This window comes from Flavobacterium artemisiae (assembly GCF_042678225.1).
GTDB classification, from domain to species: domain Bacteria; phylum Bacteroidota; class Bacteroidia; order Flavobacteriales; family Flavobacteriaceae; genus Flavobacterium; species Flavobacterium artemisiae.
This window is the reverse complement of record NZ_JBHUDZ010000012.1, coordinates 49,620-62,580: the sequence shown is the minus strand read 5'-3', so window position 1 is coordinate 62,580 and position 12,961 is coordinate 49,620. Positions and strand designations below refer to the sequence as shown.

The 12,961-nt window shown below is 32.3% G+C and carries 13 protein-coding genes; all 13 read right to left on the bottom strand.

Annotation, left to right across the window (positions count from 1 at the left end):
- The 13 genes from dut to ACFSC2_RS10885 all read right to left on the bottom strand — a co-directional run bounded on the left by dut (position 1) and on the right by ACFSC2_RS10885 (position 12,903).
- Positions 1–435, bottom strand: coding sequence for a dUTP diphosphatase (gene dut, locus ACFSC2_RS10945; protein WP_193845922.1), 435 nt, complete (start codon positions 433–435; stop codon positions 1–3).
- A 24-nt stretch (positions 436–459) separates the two neighbouring features.
- Positions 460–1,920: a lipopolysaccharide biosynthesis protein gene (locus tag ACFSC2_RS10940; RefSeq protein WP_379815453.1), complete on the bottom strand. Its 1,461-nt coding sequence runs from the start codon at positions 1,918–1,920 to the stop codon at positions 460–462.
- Between the two features lie 93 nt (positions 1,921–2,013).
- Positions 2,014–2,454 (bottom strand): GNAT family N-acetyltransferase, encoded by a 441-nt coding sequence (locus ACFSC2_RS10935; RefSeq protein WP_379815397.1) that lies wholly within the window; start codon positions 2,452–2,454, stop codon positions 2,014–2,016.
- 766 nt (positions 2,455–3,220) lie between these two features.
- Positions 3,221–4,081 carry an ATP synthase F1 subunit gamma gene (gene atpG / locus ACFSC2_RS10930; protein ID WP_379815398.1) on the bottom strand — a complete coding sequence of 287 codons (861 nt, stop codon included), beginning with the start codon at positions 4,079–4,081 and terminating at the stop codon, positions 3,221–3,223.
- A 90-nt stretch (positions 4,082–4,171) separates the two neighbouring features.
- Positions 4,172–5,749 carry a F0F1 ATP synthase subunit alpha gene (gene atpA / locus ACFSC2_RS10925; RefSeq protein WP_379815399.1) on the bottom strand — a complete coding sequence of 526 codons (1,578 nt, stop codon included), beginning with the start codon at positions 5,747–5,749 and terminating at the stop codon, positions 4,172–4,174.
- A gap of 38 nt (positions 5,750–5,787) precedes the next feature.
- Positions 5,788–6,321, bottom strand: a complete 534-nt coding sequence (atpH, locus tag ACFSC2_RS10920) for an ATP synthase F1 subunit delta (protein WP_144216341.1) — start codon at positions 6,319–6,321, stop codon at positions 5,788–5,790.
- A 4-nt stretch (positions 6,322–6,325) separates the two neighbouring features.
- Positions 6,326–6,826 (bottom strand): F0F1 ATP synthase subunit B, encoded by a 501-nt coding sequence (locus ACFSC2_RS10915; RefSeq protein WP_223706594.1) that lies wholly within the window; start codon positions 6,824–6,826, stop codon positions 6,326–6,328.
- Between the two features lie 89 nt (positions 6,827–6,915).
- Positions 6,916–7,113, bottom strand: a complete 198-nt coding sequence (gene atpE / locus ACFSC2_RS10910) for an ATP synthase F0 subunit C (RefSeq protein ID WP_008465835.1) — start codon at positions 7,111–7,113, stop codon at positions 6,916–6,918.
- Positions 7,114–7,146: 33 nt separating this feature from the next.
- A complete protein-coding gene (gene atpB / locus ACFSC2_RS10905) occupies positions 7,147–8,319 on the bottom strand; it encodes a F0F1 ATP synthase subunit A (RefSeq protein WP_379815400.1) in 1,173 nt (390 codons plus the stop codon).
- A gap of 568 nt (positions 8,320–8,887) precedes the next feature.
- Positions 8,888–9,112 (bottom strand): AtpZ/AtpI family protein, encoded by a 225-nt coding sequence (locus ACFSC2_RS10900; protein ID WP_379815401.1) that lies wholly within the window; start codon positions 9,110–9,112, stop codon positions 8,888–8,890.
- Positions 9,093–9,491, bottom strand: coding sequence for a bactofilin family protein (locus ACFSC2_RS10895; protein ID WP_379815402.1), 399 nt, complete (start codon positions 9,489–9,491; stop codon positions 9,093–9,095). The genes ACFSC2_RS10900 and ACFSC2_RS10895 overlap by 20 nt, the downstream gene beginning before the upstream one ends.
- Positions 9,492–9,496: 5 nt before the next feature.
- On the bottom strand, positions 9,497–12,118 hold the full coding sequence (gene porW / locus ACFSC2_RS10890) for a type IX secretion system periplasmic lipoprotein PorW/SprE (RefSeq protein WP_379815403.1): 2,622 nt from the start codon (positions 12,116–12,118) through the stop codon (positions 9,497–9,499).
- An 89-nt stretch (positions 12,119–12,207) separates the two neighbouring features.
- Positions 12,208–12,903: an ABC transporter ATP-binding protein gene (locus tag ACFSC2_RS10885; RefSeq protein WP_379815404.1), complete on the bottom strand. Its 696-nt coding sequence runs from the start codon at positions 12,901–12,903 to the stop codon at positions 12,208–12,210.
- Positions 12,904–12,961: the final 58 nt, after the last annotated feature.

Below are 12,961 nucleotides of genomic sequence, written 5' to 3'. Positions count from 1 at the left end.
TTATTTTACGCCAGTACTTCCGAAACCGCCTTCTCCTCTTGAAGTTTCAGAAAGTGTTTCCACTTCAATCCATTCGGCTCTTTCGTGTTTAGCAATAATCAGCTGTGCGATTCTTTCACCGTTTTCAACAACGAAATCATCATTTGATAAATTTACTAAAATTACCCCGATTTCTCCTCTGTAATCTGCATCAACTGTTCCAGGCGAATTTAAAACGGTCACTCCTTTTTTTGCTGCCAACCCGCTTCTTGGTCTAACCTGCGCTTCGTAACCAATTGGCAATTCGATAAAAAGTCCTGTTTTTACAATAGTTCTTTCTAAAGGTTTTAAAGTAATTGATTCTGTTAAATTCGCACGAAGATCCATTCCTGCAGAAGCAATCGTTTCGTAATTTGGTAAATCGTGCTGTGATTTATTGATAATTTGAATTTTCATTTTTATTGTAATATTTAAACGCGCTTATTTTCTTTTCATTATTCCTTTAATCGTACTTTTTTCGTAATGGTAAACCAAATACATAAAAGCTAATAATAACGGAATTCCAACAAAGTAATTTTCTCTAAATCCGTAAAATGAGATTATTGAAAACAGAATTGAAACTCCTAAATAAGCTCCAATTTTGTTCATATCATAAGGAATCGGATAATATTTATTTCCTAAAACATACGAAATCAACATCATACTTCCGTAAGCCGAAATAGTTGCAATCGCTGATCCGTAATAACTGTATTTTGGAATTAAGAAATAATTTAAAACTAAAGTTACAATCGCACCTACAATAGATATGTAAGCACCAATTTTGGTTTTATCTGTTAATTTGTACCAAACCGATAAGTTATTATAGATTCCCAAAAAGAAGTTTGCCAAAATAATTAACGGCACTACTTTCATGGCTTCCCAATACGATTTGTTATCTAATAGTAAGTATTTTAAAACATCTGCAAAAACGATAACCCCTAATAAAATTAGAGAACCAAGAATTACAAAATATTTAGTAATCACGGCGTAAGTCTGCGGTGCATTTTCGTTTTTGGCATGGCTGAAAAAGAAAGGCTCAATTCCTAATCTAAAAGCTGTTGCAAAAAGAACCATAAATAATCCAAGTTTATAACAAGCAGAATACGCTCCAACTTCAGATTTTGCTAAATTTTCTGGAAGTAAATATCCTAAAAGAATTTTATCAAAATGTTCGTTAACTGCAAATGCTAATCCAGCAACCAAAATTGGAAGTCCATATTTCATCATTTTTTTCCAAAGTACTGGATCGAATTTTCGTCCAAGCGAAAGATAATTTGGAGACAACACAATAAATGTCGCCAAACTTGCCAGAAGATTTGCAATGAAAATATAAGCGATCTGAAAGTTTTCGACATATAGATTATCCCAAACAGAATTTGGATTTGCATCAGCTAATTTTGGCAGATACATTAAGAAGAATATATTGAGCAGCAAGTTTATTACAACATTTCCAATTTTAATAGCCGCATAAACCATTGGTCTTTGATTGGCTCTTAATTTGGAAAATGGTATTAAAACCAACGCATCTAAAACTAAAATCCAAACGGTGTAGGTAATATACTGCACATCAACTTCGGCTAAATTGGCGAGTGTATTTCTAAAAATTAGCGCTACAAAAAGGAAAATTATGGAAGTCCAAAATATAGAAATTGTCGAAGTTGCTATAACATTCTTTTTATCTTCTTCGGCACTGTAAAATCTAAAAAATGCCGTTTCCATTCCGTATGAAAGTACAACGTTAAAGAAAACCATCCAAGACAATACAATCGAAACTTCACCATACTCAGCCGTTGGTAAAATTCCTGTATATAATCTCACTAATAAAAAACTCAGCATTCTCGGTAAAACTGTTGCCAGTCCGTAAATTGCTGTTTGCTTGAATAGATTTTTATATAATCCCAAAATATAATCTAATAATGTTTGTAGGACAAAAATAACCATTTCTTTGGTTTAATGTCGCATTTGTTGGTGTAATAAAAAAAGAAGCTTCTAATTTTAAGTAGTCATTTTACTTTGGTCCAAAATCTTTACAAAATGAAATCCTTTTGGAGCATAACCTTGATTGTAGTAAAATCGATGCGCACCAAAATTTCCAGTGAATGCATCTAAAACTATGCTGCTGCAACCTATCTCATTTGCTTTTTTTTCTACATAATCGGCAAGTATTTTTCCGATCCCTTTTGAACGATGTTCTGGATTTACTACAAAATTATCTATTTCGAGGTATTTTCCTGTCCATAATTTTGTTGCCGACCAACATCCAGTAATTCCGAGACAAACTTCATTTTCAAAAACTGCAATTTGAGTGTAATTATGCGGCACCATTTCAGAAAGAAAGTGTTTGTATTTTTCTACTGTCATATTAGGATACAAAAAACGGATAGTTTCAATTTGATCCAACATTTCATTTATAGTGGTAAGTTCAATTACTTTCATTTCATCAAAAATTATATTTCAAAAATACTTATTTTTAAATTTAAATATTTCTGAAATTAGAACAAACACCTTTAAAATCACACAAACTTTTTATTTGTAAGAAAAAAATAAAAAATGCACAAAATAAAAAAATATATTTTTTATCTTTATTACTATAATAATAAGAAAACTTCAACGTTATATTATTAACTAACACTACTTTAGAAATTTTTCTCTTAAAATATTTCTTTTCTTCAATCCGCATTTTTCTTAAACATGTGAATAATATAAATCTCACATGGGAATTATGTAAGATTTTTTCGTTAAACCTTTCTTAAATTTGTAACATAGGGATTGAGAAAGCTAAATACAACCCATATAAAAAAGGAAGCACTGGGACTAATAAAGCTTGTTTGTTCCCATAAAAGACAAAGCATAAAAGGGATTGAAGTTAGCTAAAATGTAACCCTTATAAAAAAACTAAGCACTGGGACTGATAAAGCTTGTTTGTTCCCATAAAAGACAAAGCAAAGGGAGTGATTCTGCTGAAATGTAACCCTAAAAAAAACAGAGCCGTGGGACTAATAAAGCTAGTTTGTTCCCAAAAAAGACAAAGCACGCAGAGTTATCTGTCTATTTTTATAAAATGGTAGTGATTCTCAATTTTTGAATAAACTTGAGAATCACCATTTTATAGATCTTTCTAAAGGAAATTTTTTTGAAACTTCTTATAAAGAAAAAAGCCAGCAAATGCTGGCTTTTTTCTTTATATATACTTTTGGAATTATTATCCGTTTAAAGCTTCTGCTCCACCAACAATTTCCAAAATCTCACTTGTAATCGCAGCTTGACGAGCTTTGTTATAAGTTAATTTCAATTGGTTTCTTAATTCAGTAGCATTATCAGTTGCTTTGTGCATTGCTGTCATACGTGCTCCGTGCTCTGAAGCAAATGAATCACGAATACCTTTGTATAATTGTGTCTTTAAAGATTTAGGAATCAATGTCAACACAATTTCTTCTTTTGAAGGCTCGTAAATATAATCTCCAGCATTGGCTGATTCATTAGATTTAATTGGAGCTAAAGGCAAAAATTGTTCAGTTTGAACGATTTGAGTTGCAGCATTTTTAAACTGATTGTAAATCAATTCGATTCTGTCGTACTCTCCAGATAAGAATTTCTCAGTTAAGTTATCAGCAATTCCAGCAACATTTTCGAAAGTTAAATGATCAAAAATTGCATTGTGATGACCGTGTACTTTATGCGTTTTGCTTAAAGCATCGTTTCCTTTTTTACCAATAGCAAAAATATCAACTTGTTTTCCAGCATAAAATGCTGTACGGTTTTTAATTTCTTTGATCACGTTAGAATTAAAAGCACCACACAAACCTCTGTTTGAAGTAATTGCTACAAGCAAAACTTTTTTCACTTCACGTTGTGTAGTATAATCTCCTCCTACTTCACCTTCTAGTGATGCAGAAAGATTTTGCAATAATTCTGTTAATTTTTCGGCATAAGGGCGCATTGCAGTGATTGCATCTTGTGCTTTCTTAAGCTTTGCAGCAGAAACCATTTTCATCGCAGATGTAATCTGCATCGTCGATGAAACGGAAGTAATTCTATTACGGATTTCTTTTAAATTTGCCATCTATTAATTAGAAAATGCGACAATTTGAAAATTAGATAATTAGAAGAATGTTAAAACCATCTCTAATTATCTAATTTACCAATTATCTAATTAGTTATATTTTGCTGAAATTTCTTTTGCTGCTTTTTCGATAACGTCAGTAATAGTGTCATCTAATTTTCCAGCTTTCAACGCGTTAAGCGTATCTTTGTGCTTAGTGTTTAAGTAAGCTAAGAAATCTGCTTCAAATTCTTTTACTTTTTCAACAGGTACGTTTCTTAATAAGTTTTTAGAACCAGCGTAGATAATAGCTACTTGGTTTTCTACTGTATAAGGATCATTTAAACCTTGTTTCAAGATTTCAACGTTTCTTTTTCCTTTTTCAATTACGTTTAAAGTAACAGAATCAAGATCAGAACCAAATTTAGCGAAAGCTTCTAATTCACGGAATTGAGCTTGGTCTAATTTTAAAGTTCCAGAAACCTTTTTCATTGATTTAATCTGTGCATTACCTCCAACACGAGATACAGAGATACCTACGTTGATAGCAGGACGAACCCCAGAGTTGAACAAATCTCCATCAAGGAAAATCTGACCATCTGTAATAGAGATTACGTTTGTTGGGATATATGCAGAAACGTCACCAGCCTGAGTTTCGATAATTGGTAAAGCAGTTAACGAACCACCACCTTTTACGATAGACTTAATAGAATCTGGTAAATCGTTCATGTTTTTAGCGATACCATCATCAGCGATTACTTTACAAGCACGCTCTAATAAACGAGAGTGTAAGTAGAAAACGTCTCCAGGGTAAGCCTCACGTCCCGGTGGTCTTCTTAATAAAAGAGAAACCTCACGGTAAGCAACAGCTTGTTTAGATAAGTCATCATAAACGATTAACGCTGGACGACCAGAATCTCTAAAGTACTCTCCAATTGCAGCACCAGCGAATGGAGCATAAACTTGCATTGGAGCTGGGTCAGAAGCATTAGCAGCAACGATAACTGTATAAGCCATTGCTCCTTTTTCTTCTAACATCTTAGCGATTCCTGCTACAGTTGAAGCTTTTTGTCCAATTGCAACATATATACAGAATACAGGTTTTCCTGCATCGTAAAATTCTTTTTGATTTAAGATTGTATCGATACAAACAGTTGATTTACCTGTTTGACGGTCACCAATTACAAGCTCACGTTGTCCACGACCAACTGGGATCATAGCATCAACTGCCTTAATACCTGTTTGTAATGGCTCAGTTACTGGCTGACGAAATACAACACCAGGTGCTTTTCTTTCTAATGGCATTTCGTATAAGTCACCACCGATTGGCCCTTTTCCATCAATTGGAAAACCAAGAGTGTTAACTACACGTCCTACCATTTGTTCACCTACTTTAAGAGAAGCAATACGCTGAGTTCTTTTTGCAGTAGATCCTTCTTTAAGTCCAGTTGATGGTCCTAAAAGTACAACCCCAACATTATCTTCTTCAAGATTCAATACGATACCTTCCATACCGTTATCAAATTCTACTAACTCACCATATTGTACATTAGACAGCCCGTAAACACGAGCAATACCATCTCCAACTTGAAGTATTGTTCCTACTTCCTCTAGCGTAGCACCAGATTCAAAACCTTCTACTTGCTTTCTTAATATTGCTGAAATTTCAGCAGGTTTGATTTCCGCCATCTTAATTTATAATTTAGACACTTTTTGTGTTATAAAAACTAATTACTTAACTCTCTTTTTAATACTTGTAATCTGTTTGCAACAGAAGCATTGTATTGATTATCTCCTATTCTCAAAATAAATCCACCAATAATTGAAGGATCTACTATATTTTCGATTGTGATTTTTTTATCTGATAAAGTTGCAACTTTTGCTAAAACTTTAGCTTCTAAAGCCGCATCCATAGGAATTGCTGTTGTAACTTTTGCTACTTCAACACCATTATTTTCATCAAATAATTTATTGTATTCTAATGCAATTGCTTTTAGAATTTCAAATCTTTTGTTTTCGAATAATAAATGAAATAATCCTTTAGTAACTCCATTTACATCTGCGAAAACTTCTAGAAGAGCACTTTCTTTAACTTCAACTTTTGTAGTTGGGTTTTCAATAAAAGTACTTAATTCTAAATTTGTTTCAATTGCATTTGCAATTGATTTCATATCGTTATTGACAGCTTCGGCAACACCTTTAGAGTTTGCTAAGTCTAGAATTGCTTTTGCATAACGAATTGCTGCTCTTGTACTTGCCATAATCTTAGTTTAACTTTACGTCACCTAACATTTTCTCTACTAATTTAGTTTGAGATTCTTTGTTAGATAATTCTTCTTTCAATAATTTTTCAGCGATACTTAATGATAAAGTAGAAACTTGAGCTTTTACTTCAGCCATAGCAGCGTTTTTCTCGCTTTCAATAGCAGCTTTTGCTTGCTCGATCATTTTTTGACCAGCTTCTTGCGCTTCGTTTTTAGAATCAGCAATCATTTTCTCTTTCATTTCACGAGCTTCTTTCAACATCGCGTCACGTTCTGCACGAGCTTCATTCAAAATTCTTTGATTGTCAGCTTGTAAATTTTCCATTTCTCTTTTTGCATTTTCAGCAGAAAGCAATGCATTTTTGATACCTTCTTCTCTTGCAGTAATAGAATCCATAATTGGTTTCCAAGCAAATTTTACTAAAAGCAAAATTAACACTAACAAGATTAAAGCTTGCCAAAAGAATAAACCGAATGAAAAATCGTTAATTAACTTATCCATTTTATATAACTATATTAAATATTTAATTTCTTTTTTTAAAGTAGCAACACCTTTAACCAACCGTTAAAGATGTTGCTATTTTTTCTTTATTATTTTCCTAAGATCAAAGCAGCGAATGCTAAACCTTCTAATAAAGCAGCGATAATAATCATCGCAGTTTGGATTTTACCAGCAGCTTCTGGCTGACGAGCAATAGCGTCCATAGCAGATCCACCGATTTTACCTAAACCTAAACCTGCACCGATTACTACTAAACCAGCACCTACTAAAGTTGGAATTGTTCCCATAAGTATTTATATATATAAAATTAAACTTCTAAATTAAATAATTGCTGTTTCGTCTTCGTGGTGGTGAGCATGATCATGATCTTGAACAGCCATACCAATAAACAATGATGATAACATTGTAAAGATAAACGCTTGTAAAAATGCAACCAAAATTTCAATAACAGAGATAAACAATGTCAATCCTAATGAGATTGGTAAATCTGCTGCTAAATTTTTACCCACAAAAATCATTGCAATTAAACTCATAATTACTACGTGTCCTGCAGTAATGTTTGCATACAAACGAATTAATAATGCGAATGGTTTTGTTAATGTTCCTAAAATCTCAATTGGAGCTAAGATAATTTTCATTGGGACTGGTACTCCTGGCATCCAGAAGATGTGTCCCCAATAATCTTTGTTTGCACTAAATTGAGTAATGATAAATGTAAAAGCTGCTAAACAAACTGTGATCGCAATGTTTCCTGTTACGTTGATTCCTAGCGGAGTCATTCCTAATAAATTCAAGATCCAAACAAAGAAAAATACAGTTAATAGGTAACCCATATATTTACGGTATTTTTTCTCTCCAATATTTGGAACAGCAATTTCATCTCTGATAAAAATTATTAATGGTTCTAAAACTCTACCAAATCCTGTTGGGATTGGTCCTTTTTTATATGATCTTGCTAAACCAGTAAACATTAAGAATAATAATACTGATACGAAAAGCATTGAAACAACATTTTTAGTAATCGAAAAATCTAATGGCTTTTCGTTTTCTGGATGACCATGTTCATTAAATGTAATTGTTCCAGCTGCATCTGTTTTGTAGATTTTACCGTGAACTAATTTATAGAAGTTTCCATCAACTTCCGCAACAGCTTCACCGTGGTGTAATTTTGAAGAAGAGAAAATTTTCAATCCTCCATCAATTAATATAACTGGTAATGAAAAACCATAGCTTTTATGTTCTTTCTCATCTTGAAAGAAAACAAAATCGTGAGAATCTTGTAAGTGGTGATCAATAAAAGCGTCCACCTTTGCTTTTGGGTCAAGAGCTGCATGCTCTCCTTCCGCTGGAGCATCGTGTGAAACTACTTCTTCATGAGCTGTTTCCGTTTGTACATGCGTTGAATCATTCTCTGAGTTTGCAAAACCCATAATTGGTAGAGAAGCTACAAAAGCTGCTAGAATAAAGCTGAGTGGTTTGTTTGAAATCACCATATCTTGGAAAATCTTATTTTTTACGTTTCTAAAATTTGGTGCAAAGGTACATTTTTTATTAATATTCAAAAGGATATGAAAAATTATTTTTAAACCTTGTTTTAAAGAATTGTTATTTTAACGCTTTTCATTTAATAATCGGACAGTTAAAAGCGTCTGAAATAACAAAAACAGCACAAATGTTATAAAAAAACTAAATTTCTCAACATCGCTTTCTCCAGTTTTGTTTTTTAAAATTGGCTGCAGAAATAAATACGCCAATAACATTTGAGTAAAAGTTCCAAATAAAAATGACATTCCAACTATTTCAAAATTCTTCTTTTTTACTATTAGTAATATAAGGTATAGTAAAGCGGAAATTCCGAACAAGAATAAATAGTGTAATTCTAAACTGTAATGAAAGTTTTGAATGTTGATGTCAAAAAAGAAAAAAATTGCTTTATGCAAAAGGTAAGCCACTACAGCAAGACAAAATAAATAAAAAATCGGTTTGTAATTCTTTGAAAGCATTTGAAATAAATTTTGTGCAAAGATGCAACATTTATCTCAAGCGGTTTTTATTTACAAACTACTTTGTTTTATTAATATCATTTACTTGTCGAATTACATTATACAATGCAATTCCAACACCAGCCAATACAAAGATGGTGTTGTAATAAACTTTTGGGCTTGGATGGTTTTCGTCGAGCCAAGTTCCGAAATAAGAGAATAGAAAAATAATAACTCCCATTTGAAAGGGAATATTAATAAATGCCAACCATTTATTTCTTCTATTATTCGGCTGCTTTTCCATCTTCTAACATTATTACTTGATTAGAATGGGCAATCATTGTACAAGTTGCTGTAAAGTCGGCACCTGGTTCTATCGATAGTTTTCCGACCAAAACCTCGCCGTGTATTTTTGCAGTAGATTTGATGTTTAAGATTTCTAAGACTTTTATTTTTCCGTGAAACTCTCCTTCTATATCTGCATTGTGGCAGATAATTTCGCCTTTGACAACTCCCATTCCTCCTATCACTAGTTTACCTTGGGAAGTAAAATTTCCGATCAATTCTCCGTCGAGCCTAAAATCGGCTTTTGAGACAATGTCTCCAACAATTGATGTTCCTTCTACAATTCGATTTGTTTTTCCTAATTGTTCAGTTCCGTTTTTTTTTACTTTGTCAAACATGGCGATTATGGGGTTTTGGGCGTCAAATATATATCTAAATTTTTCTTCATCTGAACAACGGTATAGTTATCACTCGAAATGATAATGGCTGGATGTGCAATTTTATACTTTTTGTCATCTCTAAAAACGCCGGCAACATCTCTAGCATATGATTCAGACTTTAAACCATGAATAACGACAAAATTTTCGGTTCTATTGTATTTGTCAAAAGAAGTTGTCAATCTTTCAAAATTTTCAACTAACAAAAATACTCTAATAGCTTCTTCAATTTGTTTAACCGTTTTGGTGTCATTTTTAGGAATAGCATATACAATTTTCCAGCTTTTACCATCGACCGCTGTAAAATCTAGTTTTTCTAAACTCGGAATTTGTTTTTCTAAAATTTCACGGGCATTTTTACCTTCTTCACTATTTGGGTAATTATCTGCCACATTTTCCATGCCTTTTTTGTAGGCCTCTAAACCGTCGACTTTTCCTAAAACGTTGGCTTTTAATAATTCATATTTCGAAACAATGTCTTCACCAGAATATTGATTGATTAAATTATCTATATTGGCCAATACTTCATCAAACTTTTCTTCTTCAAAAAGTTTATACCATTTTTTATATTCTTTGTCTGGACTCGAAATAGATTCTGGATTGGTATTGTTTAAAATCTGTGCATACCTAGAATCTGGATATTTAGTCGAAATTTCAGATTTAATTGCAATCGCTTTTTCTGGATCCGTGATTTGATAAATTTTATACAAATTGTACATCGCAGGAAGTACTAATTTCTCTTCTGGATTGTTTTTAAGCAATTGCTCCAATTTATCACTTGCCAATTTATATTCTTTAAACTTCTCTTTATATATAAGACCTAATTGATAGTACGCAAAATTTCTTTCTTTGCCAATACTATCCATTACTGGTTCAGAAGTTGGAATTTGTTTTACATAATATGCTACAGTATATTTTTCGATTACTACTGTATCTTTAGCAACAGTCGAAATATCTTGATCTGCAATGCTATCATTCATTGCTGCAGCATTTGCCGATTTTATAGAAGAAAGTCTCCAGTTACTGCCAATGGTTCTGTTACCCCACATTTTTTTAAATTGTAGTTTTCCGTAAGCAACTGTCGTCGGGTTGTAAAAATAGAAAGTACTAACAGCATCATTAGTGCTTGGAGGCATTATAGATTTATCTTCAAAATCTGTTGGTCTGCCCAAATTCTGCGGATTAACTGCAACATCATCAGGGGTTTGTGCTTGAGAATTTCTGTCAATATTTGCTAGTCTTTCTTTTTCCTTTTCTTCTTGAAGACGTTTGGCTTCATCTTTCTTTTTTAATTGAGCGATATAGTCCTCAAAATAAATTTTTCTGTCTGAAGGCGGCAGATTGTATACCTTAATAATACTGTCATTACGTTTTGCAATTGCTTCGTATTTAATTACATTATCAAGATTTTTTCTGTTTTTTTCTATAAATGCATACTCTCTTGTTTTCGGATCCAGTTTTACCAGCGTACTGTCGTAATATTTGGCCGCCATAGTATAATTAGTATCTTTAAAATACATATTACCTATGTTTCTGTATGCAGAAGCCATCAAGTAAGAATCTTTAGATTTTCTTGCGAGCGATTTATTGTAGAATTTTAAAGCATTTTCTTTGTCTTTTCTTTTATCGTAAAAATTTCCCATTTCATAAAACAAGACATCATAATAAGGTCTGTTTTCTCGATCGGCGGTTAATTTATTGTAGATTTTTAAAAAGATAGTATCGTTTCCTTTTTCATAATCATACATCTGTGCTTTTTTAGCATAAGCATGCATCATGTATTTACGATCTATTTTTCTGTTTAAATCGATTACCTGATCATAAAAATAAATCGCACTGTCTTGTTTACCTTCTGCCTGGTACATTTGTCCAAGGATAAAACGGTATCTTCCTCGCTCATCATTTTTTCTTGTAAATTGTTCTGCAATTCTCAGTTTTGCAACCGCACTGTCTTTTTCTTCTAAATTTAAAAAAGCTTCTGCCAAAAGCGCATGCGCATCTGCATAAGTTTGTTTATCTAAATCTGTTTCTGTCTTTTTAAGTAATAATCTAATATTTTTAAGAACAATAGCATCATTTCCTAAACGCATATTGGTTTTTTCCCGCCAAATTTTTGCAACATTAATATTGTCGCTATTAGGATATTTATATAAAATGTAGTTAAAAGCTTCTAATGCAGGAATAAAACGCTGATCATAATAACGCGCTTTTCCTAACATTAGGTAAGCTTCATCTATTTGATAATTTCGCTCTCTTCCTCCAACATTCATGGAGTGTTTCTGAATTGCTTTTGTAGCTTTTGTTTCTGCCTTTTCAAAATCAGGATTTTTAGCCTTATCCGATTCAGTAAAATTTTCGTCAAACTGCATTTTTTCTATTGGAAGTAATTTCCAAAAATTATCTTGATCATTGGCCTGAATAGCGCTTAGACCTTTATCCAAACCAATTCCGCCATTATACAAAATGTTATATTTTGTACTCAGCGCATGCGAATTTCTAGACAAAAAAGTATTTCTTTTGGTAGAACACGCTATCAAAAAGAATAAAAAAAGGAAAGTAAAACTATATTTAAGAGTATTCTTTTTCAATAGAAACGAGTTTAAAACAGATAACTTCTAAAAAGCAATTTTAGTATAATGACTTGTAAAAATACGCTTCTTTTTTTAATATAAAATACTTAAACAGCAAAAAACGATTCTAGTTCCTGCAAGGTCTCTTTTGAAGTCTGAATATCTTTTACAATTTCACCTTTATTAAGAGCTACAATTCGATCACAAACTTCTACGGTGTGTTGTAAATCATGACTTGAAACCAAAACTGTAACATTCGGATTATCTGCAAGATCTTTAATTATTTTTTTTAATCGGCTTACTGTTGTCGGATCCAAATTGGCAAAAGGCTCGTCTAAAATAACCACTTCAGGATTTCCGATAAGCGTCGCAATTATACCGACTTTTTTTTGGTTTCCTTTGGATAAATCTCTCAGGTATTTTTTATTGTTTAAAATTTCTCCATTAAAAAACTCCTCATGCTGCGCCAATAATGCATCGATGTCGGCTTTATTTTGATGGCGTAAATCTCCAATAAAATAAAAATATTCTTCTGGAGTCAAATACCCAATTAAGAAACTTTCGTCTAGAAAAGATCCTGTAAAAGATTTCCAATTTTCGCTCGTATTTACCTGAACATCATTTGTTTTAATATTTCCCGTTGATGGCTGAATCAAATCTAAAAGCAGACTAAAAAAAGTTGTTTTTCCTGCTCCGTTATTTCCAACCAATCCAAAACTCTGCCCTTTCGGAATTTCTAGATTTTCGATATTTAAAACTGTAGTTTCGTTATATATTTTTGAAAGTTGATTTACTTGTATCATTTTAATTTTAGATTTTAGATTGTTGATTTTAGATTCATTATCTAATTGACTAATTTTC

Coding starts and splice junctions, on each gene's coding strand:
- ACFSC2_RS10885 (WP_379815404.1), bottom strand. CDS start 12,903: ATGATACAAGTAAATCAACTTTCAAAAATATATAACGAAACTACAGTT.
- ACFSC2_RS10900 (WP_379815401.1), bottom strand. CDS start 9,112: ATGGAAAAGCAGCCGAATAATAGAAGAAATAAATGGTTGGCATTTATT.
- ACFSC2_RS10935 (WP_379815397.1), bottom strand. CDS start 2,454: ATGAAAGTAATTGAACTTACCACTATAAATGAAATGTTGGATCAAATT.
- ACFSC2_RS10895 (WP_379815402.1), bottom strand. CDS start 9,491: ATGTTTGACAAAGTAAAAAAAAACGGAACTGAACAATTAGGAAAAACA.
- dut (WP_193845922.1), bottom strand. CDS start 435: ATGAAAATTCAAATTATCAATAAATCACAGCACGATTTACCAAATTAC.
- ACFSC2_RS10915 (WP_223706594.1), bottom strand. CDS start 6,826: ATGGATAAGTTAATTAACGATTTTTCATTCGGTTTATTCTTTTGGCAA.
- atpG (WP_379815398.1), bottom strand. CDS start 4,081: ATGGCAAATTTAAAAGAAATCCGTAATAGAATTACTTCCGTTTCATCG.
- atpE (WP_008465835.1), bottom strand. CDS start 7,113: ATGGGAACAATTCCAACTTTAGTAGGTGCTGGTTTAGTAGTAATCGGT.
- atpH (WP_144216341.1), bottom strand. CDS start 6,321: ATGGCAAGTACAAGAGCAGCAATTCGTTATGCAAAAGCAATTCTAGAC.
- atpA (WP_379815399.1), bottom strand. CDS start 5,749: ATGGCGGAAATCAAACCTGCTGAAATTTCAGCAATATTAAGAAAGCAA.
- atpB (WP_379815400.1), bottom strand. CDS start 8,319: ATGGTGATTTCAAACAAACCACTCAGCTTTATTCTAGCAGCTTTTGTA.